The organism is Halorubrum sp. 2020YC2, assembly GCF_018623055.1.
Taxonomy (GTDB): domain Archaea; phylum Halobacteriota; class Halobacteria; order Halobacteriales; family Haloferacaceae; genus Halorubrum.
Map to the genome: position 1 here is coordinate 2,858,366 of NZ_CP076019.1, position 20,982 is coordinate 2,879,347.

Consider the following 20,982-nt stretch of genomic DNA (forward strand, 5'->3'; position numbering starts at 1 on the left):
TCGGTCCGAGAGCGTGCGCTACGCCGAGACGGACTCGGGCGAGGAGACGTACGCCGCGAAGTCGGAGGTGGTGATGATGCCGATCGGTTCGCCGCCGTCGACGACCGGGACGTGGTGGAACCCGTGGTCGAGCATCGTCGCGGCGACCGCAGCCACGTCGTCTTGCGCGCCCGCCGTGATCGGGTCGGCGGTCATGTACCGCTCGACGGTCGTCTCGGCTTTCGGCCGGCTCTTCGCGACGATGTCGACGAAGTCAGTCGAGGTTAAGATTCCGACGAGGCCGCCGTCGTCGCCGTCCACGACCAGCACCGAACTGATGTCGTTGTCCATCAGGACCGCGGCCGCGTCCTCGACCAGCGTGTCCGGCGTCACCGTGTGGAGGTCCGTCGACATCAGCCGCGCCACGAACACGTCTTCGATCTCGTCCATACCCGAGACACCCGCTCTCGCCGTATAAGCGTTCTCACAGATACCGTGAGAGGCCGGACTGCCGGCGCGGCCCGCCCCCGTTCGGGTCCGCAACCCACGCCGTCCGCTCGTCTCGGAGCCGGTCCCGGTCCGCGTCCGGCGGGTCCGCCGGCTCGAAGGCGGGACACCCGCTCCCGCACTCGCGACCGGGGTCGACCACGCGGTCGAACTGCGCGCACCGCGGCCGCCCGTCCGCGGTCACCTCCCCGTGTACGCACGCCGGCGGCTCGGGCCGCCACCCCTTCCCGTACGCCCGCTCGGCTATCCGGCGCCGCTTGCGGGCCTTCGCCTCGGGGCCGACGAGGGCGACGTCGGTGCGGGACGGGCGCTCCTCCGTGATCTCGACCCCCGGCGCGTCCGGGTCGAGCGGCGTCGGCTCGCGGACCACCTCGCGTTCCCCGGTCTCCGGGTCGAACCGCCAGACGCCGACCGCGTCCGGGATCCGGTTGAGGTGCGCGCGGGTGACGTAGGAGGCGGTCGCGAGGACGACGCGGTCGAACAGCCCGAGCGCGGCGTCGTAGCGCAGCTGCGCCTGCAGGTCGCCCGGCGTCCCGAGGTCGGGCTTGTTCTCGACGGCGACGAGGTCGCCGGCCCAGTCGTCCGGGTAGCGCGCGGTCGCGCGAACGACCGGCCGCCCGTTCCGGCGCTCGCGTTCGAGGTAGCCGACCTCGACCGCGCGCTCGACCACCGCGGCGGCCCGGTCCGGCCGGAGGTCGAACGCGTCGCTGACCGGCACGGCCTCGCCCGGACCGACGGCGGCCTCGACGGCGGGGTCGGGAATGCGCTCGGCGCTGATCGCGGCGCGGGCGTCGAAGCCGGGGCCGGGCGAGAGCAGACAGACGTCGACGATGCGGCCCCCGGGCGCCTCCACGCCCGCGCCGAGCTGCCGGGCGACGACGCGATCGGGGGATTCGAGCGCGGCGCAAAGCGCCAGCTCGAATCGGTACTCCATGCGGGAGGATGGGTCGCGGCGGGCTAAAGCGCGTCGGCGCCGCGGTCGGCCGCTCGCTCGTCTCCCTCCCGGCGAGACGCTCGCCCCTGTCGAAACCGGTATTCCCCGCCGGTCCCTATCAAGGCCATGCGCCGGGTCACCCGGAACCTCTTCGTCGCCATCGCCTTGGTCGTCGTCGCGCTGCTCGCGCTCGGCGCGCTCCCGAGCTACCTCGGGAGCGGCGATCCCTACTACCTCACCGTCGAACCGATCGAGACGAACGGCACCGCCGCCGACGTGAACAACGTCTCCGACCGGCGGTACCCGTTCCTGATCGGCGCGATAGAGAGCGACGACGGGCGATCCGAGGGGTACCAGACCGGCCCCTACGGCATGAAGGAGTGGTTCACGCACACCCCGTTCGACGAGGTGGACGCGCTCACTCAGCAGGTGCCGAACGCCTCGACGGAGACCGGCGTGCGGGTGCGTCGCGACGGCGAGGTGTACCACGCGGAGGTGGTCCGCTCATGACGGGCGAACACGAGGGCGGTGACGCGCCGGACGAAGGGGCCGACCCCGACGCCCCGGGCGCCGACCTCCGCGACCTCCCCGCGTTCTCGGACGGTCGCAACCACTCGCTGCCGGGCGAGCCGGAGTGGCCGGTGAAGGAGGTCGTCGTCGAGTACGACGAGGGGTGGTTCGTCGGCGGCTACGACCGCGTCGAGCAGCCCGACGGGACGGAGAAGCAGTACTACTGGGCGGAGCTGTCGCCCGCGACCGTTGTCGTCGCGGTCGCGGACGGGCAGGTGCTGTTCGTCGAGCAGTACCGTCCCACCGTGCGGAACACGCAGCTGGAGCTTCCCGCGGGGATCGTCGAGTCGGGCGAGTCGTACACCGAGGCGGGCGCGCGCGAACTGGCGGAGGAGACCGGCTTCGAGCCGTCGTCGACGTCGCTGCTCCAGGAGGTGTGGTGTTCGACGGGCGTGTTGCGGCACACGCGCGGCTACGTGTTCGCGGAGGGACTGGAGCCGGTCGACGTCGACCACGACAGCAACGAGTTCCTTGCTCCGCGGGCGGTCCCGGTCGACGAGGCGCTGGAAATCGCGCGCGAGCCGCCGACGAACGACGCGACGCTCGAAGGGCTCCTGCTCGCGGAGCGCGAAGGGCTGTTGTAGCCGCTCGCGGTCCCCGTGACCCCTCTCAGGCCCCCGGAGAACCCGACGTACGTCCAGTTCTCCGCGCCGACGGGGAGGTATTAGTCGCCTCGGCCCCTACGTGTTATCATGAGTCAGACCTCGGAGCAGTCGGTGTTGCTGTCGGACGACCCCCCGCTCGACCTCCGCCTCTCGGACGAGGAGCTGGCGGCGACCCGCGAGCGCATCGTCTCGTTCGTCCGCGACGTGGTCGACGACGCGGGCGCGGAGGGCGCGGTGCTCGGCCTCTCGGGCGGTATCGACTCCACGCTCACCGCCCACCTCGCGGTCGAGGCGCTGGGCGAGGAGGGGCTTCACGGGCTCACGATGCCCTCGGCCGTCAACGACGCGGACGTGATGAGCGACGCGGAGCGGGTCGCGCACGACCTCGGGGTCGAGTACGACGTGGTCGAGATCCAGCCGATCGCGGAGGCGTTCTTCGACGCCTTCCCCGAGGCGGCCGACGACCGCACCGCCGCGGGCAACGTCTACGTCCGCACCCGCGCTGTCATGAACTACTTCGTCGCCAACGCCGAAAACCGGGTCGTCCTCGGCACCGGCAACCGCGCCGAGGCGATGACTGGCTACTACACGAAGTACGGCGACCAGGCGGTCGACTGCAACCCCATCGGCAACCTCTACAAACAGCAGGTGCGCCAGCTGGCCGCGCACGTCGGCGTCCCCCGCGAACTGGTGATGCAGGAGCCGACCGCGGGCATGTGGGAGGGCCAGACCGACGCGGAGGAGATGGGGCTGGACTACGACACCGTCGACGCGATTCTCGCCGTCCACGTCGACGGCGGCCTCTCGCGGGCCGCGACGGTCCGCGAACTCGACGTGCCCGCGGAAGCCGTCGACCGCGTGGTTGACCTCTACGAGCGCAGCGCGCACAAGCGGGCGATGCCGCCGGCGCCCGAGCGAGACCTATAAATAGCCGACCGCGCCTCGACGAATACTTATAAAGAACTGATGCGGTGGCGCGTGCCTGCGAGCGGGCCAGCGGCCTGCGAGCCAGCACGCGCGAGGGAGTCGGTCGCCCGGAGCGAAGCGACGGGCGACCGACGAGGCTGGGGAGGCGTGAGGTGCGGTTGCTGTGCGGGGTGGGACTCAAAGGGGCAGTCGCGAGGCGGACGCAGGCGACGTAAGGACCGCAGGAACGAACGAAGTGAGTGACGAGGACCGCAGCGAGCGTGCGTCCGCCTCGCGGCTGGGGCTTTGGAGGTGTTCACCGGAGAGTCATCGATCATGTACCGCCTCGCGGCTGGGGCTTTGGAGGTGTTCACCGGAGAGTCATCGATCATGTACCGCCTCGCGGCTGGGGCTTTGGAGGTGTTCGCCACCGATCTGCTATTATCTATTTATAAGCGAGCGGCCGAGAACTTTGGAGAAATTCGTCGCAGAGCCTTCGATTACTTATAAACACCCGACAGCAACACTGCTCGATCGCAAACTGAATCCCGAGGACGCGACCGCTCTCAGAACGCCCGCATCGCTTCCAGCACCTCGTACGCGGAGCCGTCGTCGATGACCTCGCGGGCCGCGTCGAGGCCCTCTTCGATCGAGTCGACGTCCTCGCCCGCGTAGATCCGGAGCGCGGCGTTGACCGCGACCGCGTCCGCGAAGGCGCCGTCGCGCTCGCCGGCCAGCACCTCCTCGGTGATCTCCGCCGACTCGACCGCTACGTCGTCGACCGCGAGGTCGTCCTCCTCGAGGTCCATCCCGTACTCCGCGGTCTCGATCTCGAAGTCGTCGAAGGAGGCGCCCTCGCTGCCGGCGTCGCCGTCGCCGTCCGCGCCGCCCGCGTCCCACTCCGCGACCTTCGTGTAGCCGGGGCGCACGTCGTCGTACCCCTCCATGCCTTGGAACATCAGGACGCGGTCGAGGTCGTGGAACTCGCTTTCCACGAACGTGTCGACCACCTTCTTCGCGAACGCGAGGTGGTAGAAGGAGCCGAGGTGGACGGAGGCGCCGGCGGGGTTCGCCAGCGTCTCGACGGTGTTGACGAACGACCGGACGCCCATCTGGTCGCGCCGGTCGAACAGGTCGTCGATCGCGGGATTAAACGCGGGCTGGTAGTAGAAGCCGAACCCGGTCTCGTCGACCATGTCGGCCGAGTCCGCGGGCGTCAGTTCGGTGCGGACGCCGAGTTCGTCGAGGACGTGCTTGTACGCGTCCTGCTTCTGCGTGGGGACGCGGTCGCCGGAGTGGACGACGACGGGGGTCCCGGCCGCGGCCGCGACGGCGCCCGCCGCGACGCCGAGGATGGCGGTCCGGCCCTTCCCGTCGTAGTTGGCGCCGCAGTCGACGGGGTCGACGTCCGGTTCGGCGTACTCGACGCGCTCGCACATCACGTCGACGTACGCGCCCAACTCCTCGGGGACGTTCCGCTTCCAGCGGTTCGCGAGCCAGAACGCCCCGAGCGTCGTCGGGTCCGGCTCGCCCGCGAGGATGCGTTCGAACGCCTCGGTTGCCTGCGCGCGCGTCAGGTCGTCGGCCGACTTGTGGCCGGAGCCGCAGACCTCGGTCATCAGCCGCTTGAGGGGCCACTCGCCGAACTCCTGGGTCGCCTGAGCCATACGTTCCGTTCGGGTTCTCCGACGAAAAGTCCCCCGCTCGACTCCCGCCCGCTGGGAAGGGGACCGACTCCCGCGCGCTCGGCGCGACGTCAAATCATCGACGCGCGCGAGCGCCGGCTCCCGCCGACGAGGCGGCTATCGTCTCGTCCGTGGTACTTGTTCGCAAATAATAAAAACACGGATGTCTGGTTATGTCTATATCTATACCACGAACAGATGGTTCTGTCCTTTTCAAATTCTGTAACACGCCTCTGAAGGCGTTAGAGTTATATGTTCGTCCATCTAGTGAACGGTTGTTCCCGATGACGTCCAAATCCGTCGCCACCGCGCTCACGCTGTACCGTTCCCGCACGCTGACGCTCGAACAGGCCGCGACCGTCGGCGGCTGCTCGACGGCGCAACTAGAGGAGAGCGCCCGGGCGTTCGCGCCGACGCCGGGCGAGGCCCCCGCGGACGACTGACGCGTCCGGCGCCCGCGGGTCGCCCCCCGCCGCCGCCGACCGACGCGTCCGGCGCCCACCCCCGCTGACGACCGGTCGGCCCGGATCCCCAATCCCACCTGACCGCCTCCGAAACCGGTACGTACGCCCGCCTCCTAATCCGCGTAATGAGTTTGGACGCCGACTGGCGGGCCGACGTCGACGCGGTCGACGCGGCCCTCATCGACGAGTACCAGAGCGGCTTCCCCGTCGAGGAGCGCCCCTTCGAACGGGTCGCCCGCGAGATAGCGGCCGAGACGGGGGCCGACGTCGACGCCGCCGGACTCCTCGACCGCGTCCGGGACCTCCGCGAGCGCGGCGTGTTCCGTCGGTTCGGGGCGGTGCTCAACCCGCCCGTGATCGGTTCCTCGACGCTCGCGGCGGTGCGCGCGCCAGAGGACCGGTTCGACGAGGTCGCGGAGGTGATCAACGGCTACCGACAGGTGAACCACAACTACCGGCGCGACCACGAGTGGAACCAGTGGTTCGTCGTCACCGCCGGCTCCCGGGAGCGGCGCGACGAGATCCTCGAAGAGATCGAGGAGCGAACCGGCCGCGAGGTGCTGGCGCTCCCGATGTTGACGGACTACTACATCGACTTGGAGTTCCCGGTGGTGAACGGCGATCGGTTCGCGCGGGAATCTCTGGAATCGACCGACGTCTCCGCCACCCGCATCTCGGAGAACGCGCGTGGCGACCTCTCGCCCCTCGAAGCGGACCTCCTCTTAGCGATTCAGGACGGCTTCCCGCTGTCCGCGACCCCCTACGCCGACGTGGCGCGCGAGGTCGACGCCCCCGTCGACGACGTGCTGGCGGCGGTCGAGCGCCTGCTCGCGGACGGCTGTATCAAGCGGATCGGCTGCATCGTCAACCACGTCGTCACCGGGTTCACGAACAACTGTATGGTGGTCTGGGACGTGCCTGACGACGACCTCGACGCGCGCGGCGAGGCGGTCGGGAGCCTCCCGTACGTCACCCTCTGTTACCACCGGCCGCGCCGCTCCGAGCAGGGCTGGGAGTACAACATGTTCACCATGATCCACGGCCGCGAGGCGGACGCGGTCGACGCGAAGATCGACGAACTGGCCGCCGACCACCTCCCGTTCGCCCACGAGCGGCTCTACTCGACGGAGACGCTGAAACAGACCGGCGCGCGCTACGAGGACCTCGTCGCGGACGACGCCGACTGACCGCCGGGGTCCGCCGGGTCGCCCGCGCGAACGGGCGGATTTTTCCCGCGGCCGCCGAAACCGGTGGTCATGACCGACGCGTTCGACCGACTCGGCTACGGCACGTACGAACTGGCCGACGGCGAGGAGTGCGTTTCGGGCGTCGCACACGCGATCGAGACCGACTACCGCCACGTCGACACCGCGCAGGGGTACGACAACGAGGCGTCGGTGTCGGCGGGGATCGACGACACCGACGTCGACCGCGAGGACCTGTTCGTCGCGACGAAGCTCTCGACGGACAACCTCTCGTACGACGACGCGACCGCGACCGCGCGGGTGAGCCGCGACCGGCTCGGCGTCGACTCGATTGACCTGTTGTACGTCCACTGGCCGATTAACAGCTACGACCCGGCGGAGACGCTGCCCGCGCTCGACGACCTCGTCGATGACGGCGTAATAGACCGGATCGGGCTCTCGAACTTCCGCCCCGACCAGCTGGACGAGGCGATCGACCGCCTCGACCACGACGTGTTCGCCCACCAAGTGGAGTGTCACCCCCTGCTTCAACAGGAGCGGCTCCGCGAGCACGCGGTCGAGCACGACCACTGGCTCGTCGCCTACTCGCCTATCGCCCGCAACCGCGTCGCGGAGGTGGACGTACTTCGAGAGATCGCCGCGACCCACGACGCCACCCCGGCGCAGGTGAGCCTCGCGTGGCTGCTCTCGAAGGAGCGCGTCGCGCCGATCCCGAAGGCGGCCGACTTCGGGCACGTCGAGGAGAACTGGGCGGCCCGCGGGATCGACCTGACCGACGACGAGATCGCTCGGATCGACGCCTTGGACCGCGGCGAGCGGATCGTCGACTTCGAGGAGGCGCCGTGGAATCAGGGCTGAACCGTCGCCGACCCGACGGAGATATATAGCCCTACTGGGCCGCGTGCGGGGCTATCTTTCTACGAGGAGAGAATCCCGGCGTTTACGCCGGGAGTGAATCCGACAACGGTGACACAGTCTCTCACCGATTACAGGCTGGATATTCCACGCTCATCCACACCGTTAAGTAGGATTATCTACATAGGCTATGTATGGCAATTAAGGCCACTCGCACCTACGTTGGTTCCATCAAGAACCACCAACAGGTCTGCGATGGTCTTGATTCGCTCGGAGACTCCGCCTCGAAAATTTGGAACGTCGCACGATGGACAGCCGACCGTATCTGGGACGCAACCGCCGAGATTCCGAACGGTAGTGTGCTGAAATCGTATATGAAGAACCAGTCGTGCTGGAAAGATTTGAACGCACAATCCAGTCAGAAAGTCATCGAAGAACTTTCTGACGCTTTCCAGTCATGGTTCGATCTGCGACACAACTCCAGTGAGGCGAATCCGCCCGGCTACCGCAAGCGCGGAGACACTCGACCACGTTCCACGGTCACGTTCAAAGAAGACGGGTTCAAACACGACCCTGAGAACAACCGCGTCCGACTCTCGAAAGGTTCGAATCTGAAAGAACACTTCTCAGACTTCCTGCTTTGCGAATACCAGACTCGCCCGGACGTTGATCTCTCGGAAGTCAACAGCGTACAGAACGTTCGGGCAGTCTGGAACGGCGATGAATGGGAACTCCACTTCGTCTGTAACGTCGAGATCGAATCTGCCGACCCAGCAGGCGACGGCGTGGCAGGGATCGACCTCGGAATTACGAATATCGGCACGGTCGCGTTCCCGGACGAATACGTCCTGTACCCCGGCAACTCGCTCAAAGAAGACAAACACTACTTCACCAGAGCTGAGTACGACACCGAGGGAGAGAACGGCCCGTCAGAGCAGTCGAAGTGGGCGCGTCGGAAACTCTCCGAACGTGAGACACACTTCTACCACACGCTGACGGACGCCATAATCACGGAGTGTGTCGAACGCGGTGTTGGCACGCTTGCGGTGAGTTGGCCTGAAGACGTGCGCGAATCAGATTGGGGCAAGACGGGCAACAAGAAACTCCACACATGGGCGTTCGACCGCATCTACCAGTACCTCGAATACAAAGGCGAGATGTGCGGTGTAGAGGTACTGAAAGAAAACGAATGGAACACCTCGAAAACATGTTCACGATGTGGAGACGACACGAAATCGAATCGCGTCGAACGTGGACTGTACGTCTGCTCGTCGTGCGAGTTGGTAGCCAACGCGGATTGTAACGGAGCGGAGAATATACGCCAGAAGATAACTCCGAGTCCTCACGGCAAGGATAGGAGTAACGGCTGTGTGGCACAGCCATCGACACACTTGTTCGACCGCGAGAGCGGGATGTTTCACACGAGAGAACAGGTCGTGTCGTAGACCAGCAAATATCCCACCTGCGGTACGGGAAGCCCCGTCGTTTACCACGGGGAGAATGTCACATCCGCCTCATAGTCGACTTTACATCGCACGGCGCGGATCGACCGGACGTGACCGTATCCGACTCCGGCGACCGGCCGGCGCTGCTCGCCGCGACGCCGAGCGCGGACCGGGTGACCGAGTGGCTGTGGACGCTCGCGGCGCTCGGTGGGGTCTTGACGCTGCTCGTCGTCCTGTTCACCGTGGAGCTACTGCTCAGGCTGTGACTCGGTCGAGGGCGACGAAGCCGCGCGGCCCGTAAACCCGGCTCGCCTCGACGATCACGGCTCGACCCGGGCCGAGAGGGTCCCGTCGGTCTCGACGATGACCGTCAGCGAGACGCGTTCCGAGCCCCAGCCGCTCTCGGGGAGCCGGCCGACGATCGCGGCGTTCGAGAGGGTGAGGTCGGTCGCATCGGTCGCACTCCCGCCGCCGTCCGTCCGTCGCGCTCGAACTCCGTACGGCGACGGGTACTTGACGGAGGGGCCGCGGAGGACGGCCGACGCGTCCTCGGCGCCGGCCGGCGCGAGCGCGGCCTCGTGGACCGCCTCGTCGCGGTCGCCGGACTCGTCGACGACCGTGACCGCCACGTCGACCGGGTCGCTCGACTCGTTTTCCGCCGCCAGCGGCCGAAATCGAAGGTGGTCTCGGGTCGCGTACTGCTGGGCGGCGACGCCGCCGCCGACCGCCGCGGCGAGACCGCCGACCCCGCCGACGAGGAGCGTGCGTCTGTTAGCGGAGGGCATACGAGGCGGGGTAACGGGCGGACTACTGGTAAAAAGGGGTGCGGCCGAGCGAGCCGGACCGACACGGGGGTCGTCCGGATCCCGCCGGCCGTCAGAGCGGAACTGAACGCCCGCTCGCAACAGACGAGGGGATCACGCCGCGTGCCCCGCGGTTCCACTTCCGCTTTCGGGCGCGTTTTTAAAAGGTGCGGGCACGACACTCCAGCCATGAGCCAGTCCACGTTCGACGACGACGACCTGTTCGGGGAGGCGGCCGAGGAGACCCGCGCGGAGGTCGAGGAACACCTCGCGGCGGCGCGCGATCAGCTCCCGGACCCGGACGCGGTGTGGGAGACGGACGCGGACAACGTCCTCGGCGCGCTCAACGGGCTGAAGTCCGCGCTCGACGCCGGCGACGCGGTCGACAGCGTGCGCTCGGCCAAGAAGGCGTACGTCCTCGGGGAGCGCGCCGACGCGTTCGAGGACGCCGAGGACCTGAAAGCTGACATCGAGGACATGGAATCGCTCGTCGGGGACATCGAGGACGCCGCCGAGGAGGTGGCCTCGCTCACCGGCACCGTCCCGGCGATCCGCGGGGCGCTTCAGGACGCGGCCGACGGCGAGGACGAGTAGCCGTCCCGCCCGCGCCGCTCAGCGCCCCTCCCGCTCGACGACCGCGGCGGCCAACTCCGCTAGTGCGTCGCTCGCCAGGTCGAGCAGGACCTCGCCCCGCGCCGCGTCGCCCTCCCGCGGGTCGCCCACGACCCCGTTGTCCGTGAACTCGTCCGAGTCGTGCGCGAGGTTCACGCCCGAGACCCACTCTCCCCATCGGTCGGCGGCGCCCGCGCCCGCCTCGTCGACCCGCTCCTCGCGGACCAGGTCCGGGTTCGTCGCGCGCAGCAGCCCCGTCTCCAGCGGCCCGGCGTGCCCCATGTCGCCCGCGTGGTCGTCGACCGCGTCGAACCAGGTGAACGCGACGCCGTACCCCGCGTGGTCGGGGTCGCGCGAGAAGCGACGGGCGACCTCCGCCAGCGCCTCGACGTTCCCTCCGTGACCGTTGACGAACACGACGCGGTCGACCCCGTGGGTGGCGAGCGACTCGGCGGACTCTCGGACGTAGGCGCGGAACGTCTCCGGGGAGACCCACATCGTCCCGTCGAACGCGCGGTGCTCCTCGGCCACGCCGACCGGAATCGGCGGTGCCACCGCGACCTCGCCGCGGTCCGCTCCCGATTCGGCCTCCGCCGCCGACCCGGCCTCCGCCGCCGACCCGGCCTCCGCCGCCGACCTGGCCTCCGCCGCCGACCCCTCGTACGCGTCAGCCCCCGCCGCCGCGACCGCGACGGCGTTCAGGGTGTCGGTGCCGAGCGGTGCGTGCGGCCCGTGTTGCTCCGTACTCCCGACCGGGACGAACGCCACGTCGACCTCGGCGTCGCGGACGTCGGTCCAGGCGACTTCGCTGAGGCGCATACCGACTCGTCGGCGGCCGGCGTCGTATAGGCGGCGGTCACCGTCGAGCGAACGCTCCCGAGGTATTATGTCCCTCCCCGCGGATCGCGGCCGTATGAGTAGTGACAACGCGGATCACGATACTGCGGCGCACGATCCGGCCCCCGCCGTGACGTTCGGCCCGCTGAAGCGGGCGCTCCGCGAGCACTGCTATCCGGTGACGGCGGCGGAGCTGATAGAGCAGTACGGCGCCGCGAAACTGGAGACCCCGACGGGGACGGCGCGGCTCGACGGTCTGCTCGAAGGGAGCGAAGAGACGCAGTTCCGCGACCCGTCGGAGGTCCGCGAGGCGGTCCTCGACGCGCTGGGCCGCGCCGACGCGTCCGCGGCGGCCGCCGGCGAGTGGACCGAACTCCCGCGGTGACGCTCCGTTGGCCCGGCGCCACGCCGACCCGCACGCGGGTCGCTCGGTCGGCCGCGGTCCGAATCAGTCGTCGTCGCCCTCGGCGTCCTCGACGATCCGGGCGGTGCGCTCCTGCGCGCGGTCGATGAACTCCTGCGGGAGCTCGTCGATCTCGCCCGCCTGAACGCCCCAGAGGTGCGCGTACAGCCCGTCGTTGTCGAGCAGTTCGTCGTGGGTGCCGCGCTCGGCTATCTCCCCGCCCTCCAACACGAGGATGGTGTCCGCGTCCTTGATCGTCGAGAGCCGGTGCGCGATGGCGAAGGTCGTCCGGTCCTCGGTGAGCCGGTCGAGCGAGCGCTGGATCAGCATCTCCGTCTCGGTGTCGACGTCGGAGGTCGCCTCGTCCAAGATGAGGATGTCAGGGTCTTTGAGAACGGCCCGGGCGATAGTGACGCGCTGGCGCTGGCCGCCGGAGAGCTTCACGCCGCGCTCGCCCACCATCGTGTCGTAGCCGTCGGGGAGGTTCTCGATGAAGTCGTGGGCCTCGGCGGCCTCCGCGGCCTCGCGGACCTCCTCGTCGGTCGCGTCGAAGGTCCCGTAGGTGATGTTCTCGCGGACGGTACCGTAGAACAGGTACGACGACTGCCCGACGTAGCCGATCGACCGGCGGAGCGACTTGAGGGTCACGTCGCGGACGTTTTGGCCGTCGATCTCGATCGACCCCTCGTCGACGTCGTACATCCGGAGCAGCAGCTTGAGGACCGTCGACTTCCCGGCGCCGGTCGGGCCGACGAGGGCGAGGGTCTCTCCGCCCTCGACGGAGAAGTCGACGTCCTCGATGATCGTCTCGTCGTCGTAGCCGAAGGAGACGTCGTCGTACACCACGTCGCCGTCGTCGACGATCAGGTCCTCGGCGTCCGGCTCCTCCGCGAGCCGCGACGGCTCGTCCATCAGGCCGAAGATCCGCGCGGAGGAGGCGCGCGCGCGCTGGTACATGTTGATGATCTGTCCGAACTGCGCCATCGGCCAGATGAACCGCTGGGTGTAGAGGATGAAGACGACGAACATCCCGACCGAGAGCTCGCCGGTGAACGGTCCCGGCGGGGTGTCTTGGAACACCCAGAGACCGCCGACGACGAACGTGAGGACGAAGCCGATACCGGCCAGCACGCGGAGGGCCGGGAAGAACTTGATCCGGGTCGTGATCGCGTCCCAGTTGGCGTCGAAGTAGTCCATCGAGACGTCGTCGACCCGGTCGGACTCGTACGGCTCCGTGTTCGACGACTTGATCACCTGAATGCCGCCGAGGTTGTTCTCCAGCCGGGAGTTCATCTTCCCGACGGACGAGCGAACCTCGGCGTACTTCGGCTGGATGATCCTGATGAACAGGTAGGTGAACCCGCCGATTATCGGGACCGGTAGCAGCGCGACCAAGGCGAGCTGCCAGTTGATCCAGAAGAGGAGGACGCCGATGCCGACGACCATCACCGACAGGCGGAACAGGGAGTTCATGCCGTCGTTGAGGAACCGTTCGAGCCGGTTCACGTCGTTCGAGAGGATGGACATCATCTCCCCGGTCTGCTTGTCGGAGAAGAACTCCATGTTGAGTCGCTGCATCTTGTCGTAGGTGTCGGTGCGGACGTCGTGCTGGATGTTCTGTGCGAAGGCGTTGAACCCCCAGTTTCGGATCCAGTGGAACCCGGCGCCGATCCCGAACGCGCCGCCGATGACGGCGATGGTGAACCAGAACTGTTCGATCTGTCCCGTGGGGAGCCACGCGTCGGGGAGGACCACGAGCGGGATCTGCTCGCTGAACAGGGCGTCCCCGTCCGGAGAGAACACCGTGTCGATGGCGATCCCCAGCATTAGCGGCGGCAGGAGGTCTAAGAGCCGAGCGAAGACGCTCGCGAAGATCCCGACCGTCACCTGCGGGAAGTAGTCGCGGCCGTACTCGACGAACAGCCGCTTCATTGGATTCTCGATCTTGTCCCGCTGCTCCTCGAAGGGATCGTCTTCCTCCCAGTCGACGCCACTCATCACGCGTTCCTATCAGGTAGGCGGGCAAATAGGTTTCCTTCGAACCGAAATGCGTCGGCAGAAAACGCCGGTAACAGGCGTCCCCTCGGCGTATCTCGGCTCCGGCTCCGCCGCTGAGTGGCGACCCTCCCCCCGTTCGCCCGGTCCGCCGACCGGCGCGCACGTCGGCCGCGGACCCGACGGTCGCGCGGTCGAGCGGCCCGACCCCGAACCCGACGACTCCCGACTCAGAGGTCGCGTCGCTCGACCGCGGGGTCGATCCCGGCCTCGTCGAGGTCCTCTCGGACGCGACGCCGGAGCGGATCCGGGACGCCGTCGCGCGGGACCGGCGCGGCCGTTCCGCCCTCGTCGTCGTCGGTCGGAACCGACCAGTAGAGCACGCGGTCCGTCCCGGCGTAGAACTCTATCGCGAACCGGTCGCGGCCGCCCTCGTAGTGGACGCGGGCGGCCGCGCCCTCCGCGCGCCACCCCTCCTGTCGGACCAAGGCGGCGATCGGGTCTCGCATGGTCGCCCTCGGGCGGCCGGACTCATGTGGGTGTCGACCGATCCTCCGCGTGGGTGTCTGCCGATCCTCAGCGGAGCCGCGCCGGCGCCTCCTTCCCCCGTATCGACACCGGTTTACTACCGCCGCCCCGACGACTCGCCATGTCTCTTCGCGTCACGTTCCTCGGGACGGGCGGGGCCGTTCCGACCGTCGAGCGCGCGGCGAGCGCCGTCTTCGTCAACCGCGAGGGCGACCGCTTCCTCTTCGACTGCGGCGAGGGCACCCAGCGCGAGATGATGCGCGCCGGCACCGGGTTCGCCGTCGACCGCGCGTTCGTCTCGCACCTCCACGGCGACCACGTCCTCGGGCTCCCCGGCCTCGTTCAGACGCTCGGCTTCAACGACCGCACCGACCCGCTGACGATCCACTGTCCCCCGGGGACCGCCGACCACCTCCGCGACCTGGTCCACGCCGTCGGCCACGACCCGGCGTTCCCGATCCGGATCGAACCGGTCGCGCCGGGCGAGGTCGCCCACGAGGCCGACGAGTACGTCGTGCGCGCGTTCGAGACGGAACACCGGACGAAGTCGCAGGGGTACGTCTTGGAGGAAGACGACCGCCCCGGCCGGTTCGACCGCCCGAAGGCGGAGGAACTCGGCGTCCCGGTCGGGCCGAAGTTCGGCCGCCTCCACGAGGGCGAGTCGGTCGAGGCCGAGGACGGCACGGTCGTCGAGCCCGAGCAGGTCGTCGGCCCGCCGCGCCCGGGTCGCAAACTGGCCTACACCGCGGACACGCGCCCGCGAGAGGCGACGGTCGAGGCCGCCGCGGACGCCGACCTGCTGATCCACGACGCCACCTTCGCGGACGACATGGCGGACCGCGCCCGCGACACGGCGCACTCCACCGGCCGCGAGGCGGGGTCGATCGCGGCCCGCGCGAACGCGAAGCGGCTCGCCTTGGTCCACATCTCGTCGCGCTACGCGGCCGACGCGCGCCCGATCCGCCGGGACGCCCGCGAGGCGTTCGACGGCGAGTGTCTCCTCCCGGACGACGGCGACCTGATCGAGGTGCCGTTCCCCGACGCGGACTGAGACGTTGACGGTTCGACCGGTCAGTACGACGCGGACGCCTTTGCGACCGACACGGAGACCGCCGCCAAACTCTCATCCGTTCGCTTATAAATAATCGACTGCTGATCGGCGGCGCACACCGCCAAGGCCCCAGCCGCTCGCTTATAAGTGGTTGATCATGAACCGACGGGCGACACCGCCAAAGCCCCAGCCGCTCCCTTATAAATAGTTGATCACGAACCGACGGGCGACACCGCCAAAGCCCCAGTCGCGAGGACGGCGCACACTCGTTGTCGCCCGAAAATCTCCGATTTTCGGGATGACGAGAGAGCTTTGCTCTCTCAAACCACGCTCCTCGCTCGTTCGCTCCGCTCACTCGCTGCGGTGCTTATGTCGTCTGCGCCGTCCTCGCGACCGCCCCTTTAAGTCCCACCCCGCACCGCTCCGCACCACCGGAAGACGTTCCTGCTCGCTCACTCCGTTCGCTGCGCGGGCTGCGACTTCCGTACTCCCGCTTGCTCCCTCCGGTCGCTCGCGGGACAGCACCTCACGCCTCCCCAGCCTCGTCAGTCGCCGTCGCTTCGCTCCGGCGACTGACTCCACCGAGAATCGAAGATTCTCTGGCAGCCGGCGCTACGCGCCGGCGACCTCGCGCGTGCGACTCGCGGCCTGCGGCCGCTCGTCGGCACGCGCCACCGCTTCGGTCCGCCGCTCTCGTCGGACCCTCGTTCCGTGCGGCTGCGATCCGTGTGATCGTTCCACTCGAAACGAAGCCCGCGCGTGGCTGACGAGCGTCTGACGCGCTCGACGGCACCGCGTCGTCGGATCTCCGCGGATCGAGAGAAAAGACCGTTTAGACGCCCTCAGGCGCCCGTTTCTGTTCACTTTCACCGCGGTCACCGTCGTTTTAATACGGTGAGGAACCAACCCTCGTACGCCTCCCACCGAAACAAGACCGGAGGCGGAGACACCCCATGAGCGAACTGCGACAGGAAGCGGAAGCGATAGCGGAACAGTTCTCGGACCACACCGACGTCGACCCCGACGACGTCGAGGAGCGGCTAGAGACCCTCGTCGACGAGTACCGCGTGCCGCTCGACGAGGCCAGCCGGAGCGTCACCAACAGCTACCTCGAAGACGCCGGCATGGAGCGCGACGAGCTCGGCCGCGGCGGCAGCGAGGAGGTCCTCGTCAACGACATCGAGGAGGACGAGCAGTGGGTCGACTTACGCGTGAAGCTGGTCGACCTCTGGGAGCCGCGCAGCGACTCCATCTCGCAGGTCGGCCTCCTCGGCGACGAGTCGGGCACGATCAAGTTCGTCGCCTTCGAGACCTCCGACCTCCCCGAGCTGACGGAGGGACAGGCGTACGAGCTCTCGAACGTCGTCACCGACGAGTACGAGGGTAGCTACTCGGTGAAGCTCAACCGGACGACCGGTATCACCGAGATAGACGAGACAATAGAGGTCGGCGACAACGCCGACACCGTCGCGGGCGCGCTGGTCGACATCCAGTCCGGTTCCGGACTGATCAAGCGCTGCCCCGAGGAGGACTGTACGCGCGTCCTCCAGAACGGGCGCTGCTCCGAACACGGGCAGGTCGAAGGCGAGTTCGACCTCCGGATCAAGGGCGTCTTGGACGACGGCGAGACCGTCACCGAGGTCATCTTCGACCGCGAGGCCACCGAGGACCTCACCGGCATGAGCCTCGAGGAAGCCAAGGACATGGCGATGGACGCGCTCGACACCACCGTCGTCGCGGAGGAGATGGGCGAGGACGTGCTCGGGCGGTACTACCGCGTCACCGGCCCCACCTTCGGCCGGTACGTCCTGGTCGACGAGATGGAGGACCCCGGCACCGTCGACGTTGAAAGTGCGCTGATCGAAGCGAGGTCGATTTAAGATGAGCCAATCTGCCCCCACCCGAGAGGTCGCCCGGCGCGTGTTCGCGAGCGAGTTCAACGACGCCGGCTTCACGTTCACCGAGTCCGACGACGAGCGCGCCCCCGTCTACGCGCTGTTGCCGACGGGCGAGTCCTCGAACCGCGTGTTCTTCGTCGGTACCCTCACCGAGAAGGAGGACGTCGGCGAGGACAGCGAGTACTGGCGCGGCCGCATCGTCGACCCGACGGGCACGTTCTTCGTGTACGCCGGTCAGTACCAGCCGGAAGCCGCTTCCAAACTCCGGGACTTAGAGCCCCCGGCCTACGTCGCAGTCGTGGGGAAGCCCCGGACCTACGAGACCGACGACGGCACGGTCCGGGTCTCGGTCCGCCCCGAGTCGATCACCGAGGTCGACGCCGCCACCCGCGACCGCTGGGTCGCGGAGACCGCCCGCCGCACCGTCGAGCGCGTCGCCGCGTTCGACGACGAGGGCAACGAGTACGCGCGGATGGCCCGCGAGGAGTACGACTACGACCCCGAGACGTACAAGGCCGCCGCGCTGTCGGCGCTCGAAGACCTCGACGAGAGCGGCGACGAACTCGCGGGCGACGAGTCCGCCGGGGACGACGCCGCCCTCGACGACGCCGCAGCCGACGAGACGGATCCGGCGGACGCGCCGGAGCCGTGAGGCGGTCGGCGCGTCGCGGCGATCCGAAGTGATCGGCGCGTCGCGGCGCGGCGTGGCCGGCGCGCCCCAACGGCTCTGAGACGGCCGCTTCGACCGTCGAACGCGGTTTTCTTGCCACCGTCTGACAAACGCTTAAGTGAGACGCGAGACGAACGATCCAGTAATGGGCAACAAGAACAAGACGATATCGTTCCGCGTCAACGAGGGGGCGTTCGATGCCCTCCGCGATATCGCCGAGGAGCGGGACATCTCGCTGTCGGCGGTCTTCCGGGACTACGTGGACACGCTCGTTGCCCACGACGGCCAAGTTCGGGTCGTCCCGGAGGACGAACTGGAACGCGCGGGCGAGGGCGGGGAGTCGTTCCCCCCGAAGATCGAGGTGCCGAAGAGCTTCGTCCGCGAGCACGAGCGGCTGGAGCTGGAGGCCGAACACCTCCGCGAGCAGCTGGAAGAACACAAGCGCTACGTTAACCACCTCCGCGAGCAGCTGGACGACGGCGACGACGAGGTGATCCAGCTGGAGGACCTCGACGGCGAGCCGGACGAACCCTCCTTCCGACTCGGGTAGCGCCCCGTATCGCCTCTCATCGATTCTACTGTCCCCGTCTCCGACCGGTGAGCCGCGCCGCCGCGGATCGCGCACCCGCTTTCGGGGGTGACCGCTCTCGAAACCTTCCTGTTCGTCCGTTACTGACCCGCGAAACGCCCATGTTGGCGAAAATATTGCCGAACTACTCGTATTTTGTTCAGAAACGTCCGATTCTCTCCCCGTCTGATGGACGGTTTCTCAGCGCGAAGCCGCTATTTCTGAGTATACTAAATTATTTACGAAAACGATATTACCCGGGCGGTGGACGTATCGGGCATGCGAAGGTGGGTTCGACCGTGACCGTGTTCGACAGGGCGTACGACGATACGGTTCGCGTCCTCGACGAGGACGGCGAAGTCGTCGGGGACGTCCCCGACCTCGACGACGAGTCGCTCGTCGAGATGTACAGGCACATGCGGCTGGCGCGTCACTTCGACGGCCGCGCGGTGAGCCTCCAGCGGCAGGGCCGGATGGGGACGTACCCCCCGCTCTCCGGGCAGGAGGGCGCCCAGATCGGGTCGGCGTACGCGCTTGACGCGGACGACTGGATGATCCCGTCGTACCGCGAGCACGGCGCCGCCTTGGTCCACGGGCTCCCGCTGAAGCAGACGCTGCTGTACTGGATGGGCCACGAGGACGGCAACAACGCGCCGCCGGACGTCAACGTCTTCCCGGTCGCCGTCCCCATCGCGTCGCAGGTGCCCCACGCGACGGGCGCCGCGTGGGCCTCGAAGCTCCGCGGCGAGGACGACGCGTTCATCTGCTACTTCGGAGACGGTGCGACCAGCGAGGGCGACTTCCACGAGGGGGTCAACTTCGCCGGCGTGTTCGACACGCCGACCGTCTTCTTCTGTAACAACAACCAGTGGGCGATATCCGTGCCCCGCGAGCGGCAGACCCGGAGCGCGACGCTGGCGCAGAAGGCGGAGGCGTACGGCATCGACGGCGTTCAGGTCGACGGGATGGACCCGCTCGCGGTGTACAGCGTCACGAAGGCGGCCTTGGAGAAGGCGCGCGACCCGGACGCGGACCGCCCGCGGCCGACGCTCATCGAGGCGGTCCAGTACCGCTTCGGCGCGCACACGACCGCCGATGACCCGACCGTCTACCGCGACGACGACGAGGTCGAAAGCTGGAAGGCGAAGGACCCGATCCCGCGGCTGGAGTCGTACCTCCGCGACGAGGGCGTCCTCGACGACGAGCGCGTCGCGGAGATCGAGTCGGCGGTCGAGGCGCGGGTCGCGGACGCCATCGACGAGGCGGAGTCGATGGCGCGTCCCGACCTGCGGGAGCTGTTCGAACACGCCTACGCGGAGCTCCCGCCCGAACTGGAGCGGCAGTACGAGGCGCTCGCCGCGCTGCGCGACGAGCGCGGCGACGCGGCGTTCCTGGAGGAGTAAATGACCGAGACACAGAACCTCACGCTGGTACAGGCGGTACGGGACGGATTACACACCGAACTGCGCGAGGACGACGACGTCGTCGTGATGGGCCAAGACGTCGGGAAGAACGGCGGCGTCTTCCGCGCGACGGAGGGCCTCTTCGACGAGTTCGGCGGCGACCGGGTGATCGACACGCCGCTGGCCGAGTCGGGGATCGTCGGCACCGCGGTCGGGATGGCCGCGATGGGGATGCGACCGGTCCCGGAGATTCAGTTCTCCGGGTTCATGTACCCCGGCTTCGACCAGATCGTCTCGCACATGTCGCGGTTCCGGACCCGGAGCCGCGGGCGGTTCACGCTGCCGATGACGCTCCGGGCCCCCTACGGCGGCGGCATCCGCGCCCCGGAACACCACTCCGAGTCGAAGGAGGCGTTCTACGCGCACGAGGCCGGGCTGAAAGTGGTGATCCCCTCGACGCCCTACGACGCGAAGGGGCTGCTCGCGGCGTCGATCCGCGACCCGGACCCGGTGGTCTTCCTCGAACCGAAGCTGATCTACCGGGCGTTCCGCGAGGAGGTGCCCGACGAGCCGTACACCGTCCCGATCGGGGAGGCGGCCACCCGGCGCGAGGGCGACGACGTCGCCGTGTTCACCTACGGCGCGATGACCCGCCCCACGCTGGAGGCGGCGGAGACGCTGAGCGAGGAGGGGATCGAGTGCGAGGTGGTCGACCTCCGGACGGTCTCGCCGCTCGACCGGGAGGCGATAGTCGAGGCGTTCGAGAAGACCGGCCGCGCGGTCGTCGTCCACGAGGCGCCCAAGACGGGCGGGCTCGGCGGCGAGATAACGGCGATCCTCCAGGAGGAGGCGCTCCTCTATCAGGAGGCACCGGTCGGCCGCGTCACCGGGTTCGACGTGCCGTATCCGCTCTACGCGCTGGAGGACTACTACCTCCCGTCCGCCGCGCGCGTCGAGGAGGGGATCTTGGAGGCGGTCGAATTTTAAGATGACCGCCGGAGATACACCCATGACCGACCAGGACCGACGCGCGATCGACGGGAGTCGACGCGCGGCCGT

23 protein-coding genes are annotated in these 20,982 nt (G+C 68.3%); 16 read left to right on the plus strand and 7 right to left on the minus strand.

The annotated features are described in order from the left end of the window. Positions 1 to 18: 18 nt before the first annotated feature. Positions 19 to 429, minus strand: a complete 411-nt coding sequence (locus KI388_RS14220) for a CBS domain-containing protein (protein ID WP_215087227.1) — start codon at positions 427 to 429, stop codon at positions 19 to 21. Between the two features lie 34 nt (positions 430 to 463). Beyond that, entirely contained in the window at positions 464 to 1,420 is a 957-nt protein-coding gene (locus KI388_RS14225; RefSeq protein WP_215087228.1) for a DUF5787 family protein, read from the minus strand. Between the two features lie 126 nt (positions 1,421 to 1,546). On the opposite strand from KI388_RS14225, the gene KI388_RS14230 reads away from it, so the two are divergent. The 3 genes from KI388_RS14230 to KI388_RS14240 all read left to right on the plus strand — a co-directional run bounded on the left by KI388_RS14230 (position 1,547) and on the right by KI388_RS14240 (position 3,522). Then, positions 1,547 to 1,930 carry a hypothetical protein gene (locus KI388_RS14230; protein ID WP_215087229.1) on the plus strand — a complete coding sequence of 128 codons (384 nt, stop codon included), beginning with the start codon at positions 1,547 to 1,549 and terminating at the stop codon, positions 1,928 to 1,930. After that, complete coding sequence (locus KI388_RS14235) at positions 1,927 to 2,574, plus strand: NUDIX hydrolase (RefSeq protein WP_215087230.1); 648 nt, start codon at positions 1,927 to 1,929, stop codon at positions 2,572 to 2,574. The genes KI388_RS14230 and KI388_RS14235 overlap by 4 nt, the downstream gene beginning before the upstream one ends. A gap of 108 nt (positions 2,575 to 2,682) precedes the next feature. Further along, positions 2,683 to 3,522: an NAD+ synthase gene (locus KI388_RS14240; protein WP_215087231.1), complete on the plus strand. Its 840-nt coding sequence runs from the start codon at positions 2,683 to 2,685 to the stop codon at positions 3,520 to 3,522. A gap of 545 nt (positions 3,523 to 4,067) precedes the next feature. On the opposite strand, the gene KI388_RS14245 is transcribed toward KI388_RS14240, so the two are convergent. Then, complete coding sequence (locus KI388_RS14245) at positions 4,068 to 5,168, minus strand: anthranilate phosphoribosyltransferase (protein WP_215087232.1); 1,101 nt, start codon at positions 5,166 to 5,168, stop codon at positions 4,068 to 4,070. A 302-nt stretch (positions 5,169 to 5,470) separates the two neighbouring features. On the opposite strand from KI388_RS14245, the gene KI388_RS14250 reads away from it, so the two are divergent. From KI388_RS14250 to KI388_RS14270, 5 genes are all read left to right on the plus strand, one after another. After that, positions 5,471 to 5,629 carry a hypothetical protein gene (locus KI388_RS14250; protein ID WP_199712321.1) on the plus strand — a complete coding sequence of 53 codons (159 nt, stop codon included), beginning with the start codon at positions 5,471 to 5,473 and terminating at the stop codon, positions 5,627 to 5,629. Between the two features lie 146 nt (positions 5,630 to 5,775). Continuing rightward, positions 5,776 to 6,837, plus strand: a complete 1,062-nt coding sequence (locus KI388_RS14255) for an Lrp/AsnC family transcriptional regulator (protein ID WP_215087233.1) — start codon at positions 5,776 to 5,778, stop codon at positions 6,835 to 6,837. Positions 6,838 to 6,906: 69 nt separating this feature from the next. Continuing rightward, complete coding sequence (locus KI388_RS14260) at positions 6,907 to 7,713, plus strand: aldo/keto reductase (protein ID WP_215087234.1); 807 nt, start codon at positions 6,907 to 6,909, stop codon at positions 7,711 to 7,713. Positions 7,714 to 7,904: 191 nt separating this feature from the next. Continuing rightward, the gene (locus tag KI388_RS14265; RefSeq protein ID WP_215087235.1) at positions 7,905 to 9,155 is read left to right on the plus strand and encodes an RNA-guided endonuclease TnpB family protein; all 1,251 of its coding nucleotides are present in this window, start codon (positions 7,905 to 7,907) and stop codon (positions 9,153 to 9,155) included. 110 nt (positions 9,156 to 9,265) lie between these two features. Further along, complete coding sequence (locus KI388_RS14270) at positions 9,266 to 9,421, plus strand: hypothetical protein (RefSeq protein WP_251133164.1); 156 nt, start codon at positions 9,266 to 9,268, stop codon at positions 9,419 to 9,421. Between the two features lie 54 nt (positions 9,422 to 9,475). On the opposite strand, the gene KI388_RS14275 is transcribed toward KI388_RS14270, so the two are convergent. Further along, the gene (locus KI388_RS14275) at positions 9,476 to 9,940 is read right to left on the minus strand and encodes a hypothetical protein (RefSeq protein ID WP_215087236.1); all 465 of its coding nucleotides are present in this window, start codon (positions 9,938 to 9,940) and stop codon (positions 9,476 to 9,478) included. 207 nt (positions 9,941 to 10,147) lie between these two features. Here KI388_RS14275 and KI388_RS14280 point away from each other — a divergent pair, with 207 nt between their 5' ends. Continuing rightward, positions 10,148 to 10,552 carry a DUF5790 family protein gene (locus KI388_RS14280; protein ID WP_215087237.1) on the plus strand — a complete coding sequence of 135 codons (405 nt, stop codon included), beginning with the start codon at positions 10,148 to 10,150 and terminating at the stop codon, positions 10,550 to 10,552. Positions 10,553 to 10,570: 18 nt separating this feature from the next. On the opposite strand, the gene KI388_RS14285 is transcribed toward KI388_RS14280, so the two are convergent. Further along, positions 10,571 to 11,389 (minus strand): creatininase family protein, encoded by an 819-nt coding sequence (locus KI388_RS14285; protein WP_215087238.1) that lies wholly within the window; start codon positions 11,387 to 11,389, stop codon positions 10,571 to 10,573. A 94-nt stretch (positions 11,390 to 11,483) separates the two neighbouring features. Between KI388_RS14285 and KI388_RS14290 the strand changes: the two genes are divergently transcribed. After that, a complete protein-coding gene (locus KI388_RS14290) occupies positions 11,484 to 11,792 on the plus strand; it encodes a DUF5789 family protein (RefSeq protein WP_251133165.1) in 309 nt (102 codons plus the stop codon). Positions 11,793 to 11,855: 63 nt separating this feature from the next. On the opposite strand, the gene KI388_RS14295 is transcribed toward KI388_RS14290, so the two are convergent. Beyond that, positions 11,856 to 13,808 (minus strand): ABC transporter ATP-binding protein, encoded by a 1,953-nt coding sequence (locus KI388_RS14295; RefSeq protein ID WP_215087240.1) that lies wholly within the window; start codon positions 13,806 to 13,808, stop codon positions 11,856 to 11,858. A 227-nt stretch (positions 13,809 to 14,035) separates the two neighbouring features. Continuing rightward, positions 14,036 to 14,314: a hypothetical protein gene (locus KI388_RS14300; RefSeq protein WP_215087241.1), complete on the minus strand. Its 279-nt coding sequence runs from the start codon at positions 14,312 to 14,314 to the stop codon at positions 14,036 to 14,038. A 140-nt stretch (positions 14,315 to 14,454) separates the two neighbouring features. Between KI388_RS14300 and rnz the strand changes: the two genes are divergently transcribed. From rnz to KI388_RS14330, 6 genes are all read left to right on the plus strand, one after another. Next, positions 14,455 to 15,384 (plus strand): ribonuclease Z, encoded by a 930-nt coding sequence (rnz, locus tag KI388_RS14305; protein ID WP_215087242.1) that lies wholly within the window; start codon positions 14,455 to 14,457, stop codon positions 15,382 to 15,384. A 953-nt stretch (positions 15,385 to 16,337) separates the two neighbouring features. After that, complete coding sequence (locus KI388_RS14310) at positions 16,338 to 17,264, plus strand: replication factor A (protein WP_215087243.1); 927 nt, start codon at positions 16,338 to 16,340, stop codon at positions 17,262 to 17,264. Between the two features lies 1 nt (position 17,265). Continuing rightward, entirely contained in the window at positions 17,266 to 17,934 is a 669-nt protein-coding gene (locus KI388_RS14315; protein ID WP_215087244.1) for a DNA-binding protein, read from the plus strand. Positions 17,935 to 18,097: 163 nt separating this feature from the next. Next, entirely contained in the window at positions 18,098 to 18,502 is a 405-nt protein-coding gene (locus tag KI388_RS14320) for a CopG family transcriptional regulator (RefSeq protein WP_215087245.1), read from the plus strand. 317 nt (positions 18,503 to 18,819) lie between these two features. Continuing rightward, positions 18,820 to 19,923, plus strand: a complete 1,104-nt coding sequence (pdhA, locus tag KI388_RS14325) for a pyruvate dehydrogenase (acetyl-transferring) E1 component subunit alpha (protein WP_215088801.1) — start codon at positions 18,820 to 18,822, stop codon at positions 19,921 to 19,923. Next, entirely contained in the window at positions 19,924 to 20,910 is a 987-nt protein-coding gene (locus tag KI388_RS14330; RefSeq protein WP_215087246.1) for an alpha-ketoacid dehydrogenase subunit beta, read from the plus strand. Positions 20,911 to 20,982: the final 72 nt, after the last annotated feature.

Coding starts and splice junctions, on each gene's coding strand:
- KI388_RS14230 (WP_215087229.1), top strand. CDS start 1,547: ATGCGCCGGGTCACCCGGAACCTCTTCGTCGCCATCGCCTTGGTCGTC.
- KI388_RS14300 (WP_215087241.1), bottom strand. CDS start 14,314: ATGCGAGACCCGATCGCCGCCTTGGTCCGACAGGAGGGGTGGCGCGCG.
- KI388_RS14280 (WP_215087237.1), top strand. CDS start 10,148: ATGAGCCAGTCCACGTTCGACGACGACGACCTGTTCGGGGAGGCGGCC.
- KI388_RS14330 (WP_215087246.1), top strand. CDS start 19,924: ATGACCGAGACACAGAACCTCACGCTGGTACAGGCGGTACGGGACGGA.
- KI388_RS14250 (WP_199712321.1), top strand. CDS start 5,471: ATGACGTCCAAATCCGTCGCCACCGCGCTCACGCTGTACCGTTCCCGC.
- KI388_RS14285 (WP_215087238.1), bottom strand. CDS start 11,389: ATGCGCCTCAGCGAAGTCGCCTGGACCGACGTCCGCGACGCCGAGGTC.
- KI388_RS14295 (WP_215087240.1), bottom strand. CDS start 13,808: ATGAGTGGCGTCGACTGGGAGGAAGACGATCCCTTCGAGGAGCAGCGG.
- KI388_RS14255 (WP_215087233.1), top strand. CDS start 5,776: ATGAGTTTGGACGCCGACTGGCGGGCCGACGTCGACGCGGTCGACGCG.
- rnz (WP_215087242.1), top strand. CDS start 14,455: ATGTCTCTTCGCGTCACGTTCCTCGGGACGGGCGGGGCCGTTCCGACC.
- KI388_RS14245 (WP_215087232.1), bottom strand. CDS start 5,168: ATGGCTCAGGCGACCCAGGAGTTCGGCGAGTGGCCCCTCAAGCGGCTG.
- KI388_RS14290 (WP_251133165.1), top strand. CDS start 11,484: ATGAGTAGTGACAACGCGGATCACGATACTGCGGCGCACGATCCGGCC.
- KI388_RS14240 (WP_215087231.1), top strand. CDS start 2,683: ATGAGTCAGACCTCGGAGCAGTCGGTGTTGCTGTCGGACGACCCCCCG.
- KI388_RS14225 (WP_215087228.1), bottom strand. CDS start 1,420: ATGGAGTACCGATTCGAGCTGGCGCTTTGCGCCGCGCTCGAATCCCCC.
- KI388_RS14260 (WP_215087234.1), top strand. CDS start 6,907: ATGACCGACGCGTTCGACCGACTCGGCTACGGCACGTACGAACTGGCC.
- KI388_RS14310 (WP_215087243.1), top strand. CDS start 16,338: ATGAGCGAACTGCGACAGGAAGCGGAAGCGATAGCGGAACAGTTCTCG.
- KI388_RS14235 (WP_215087230.1), top strand. CDS start 1,927: ATGACGGGCGAACACGAGGGCGGTGACGCGCCGGACGAAGGGGCCGAC.
- KI388_RS14275 (WP_215087236.1), bottom strand. CDS start 9,940: ATGCCCTCCGCTAACAGACGCACGCTCCTCGTCGGCGGGGTCGGCGGT.
- KI388_RS14320 (WP_215087245.1), top strand. CDS start 18,098: ATGGGCAACAAGAACAAGACGATATCGTTCCGCGTCAACGAGGGGGCG.
- KI388_RS14315 (WP_215087244.1), top strand. CDS start 17,266: ATGAGCCAATCTGCCCCCACCCGAGAGGTCGCCCGGCGCGTGTTCGCG.
- KI388_RS14220 (WP_215087227.1), bottom strand. CDS start 429: ATGGACGAGATCGAAGACGTGTTCGTGGCGCGGCTGATGTCGACGGAC.
- KI388_RS14265 (WP_215087235.1), top strand. CDS start 7,905: ATGGCAATTAAGGCCACTCGCACCTACGTTGGTTCCATCAAGAACCAC.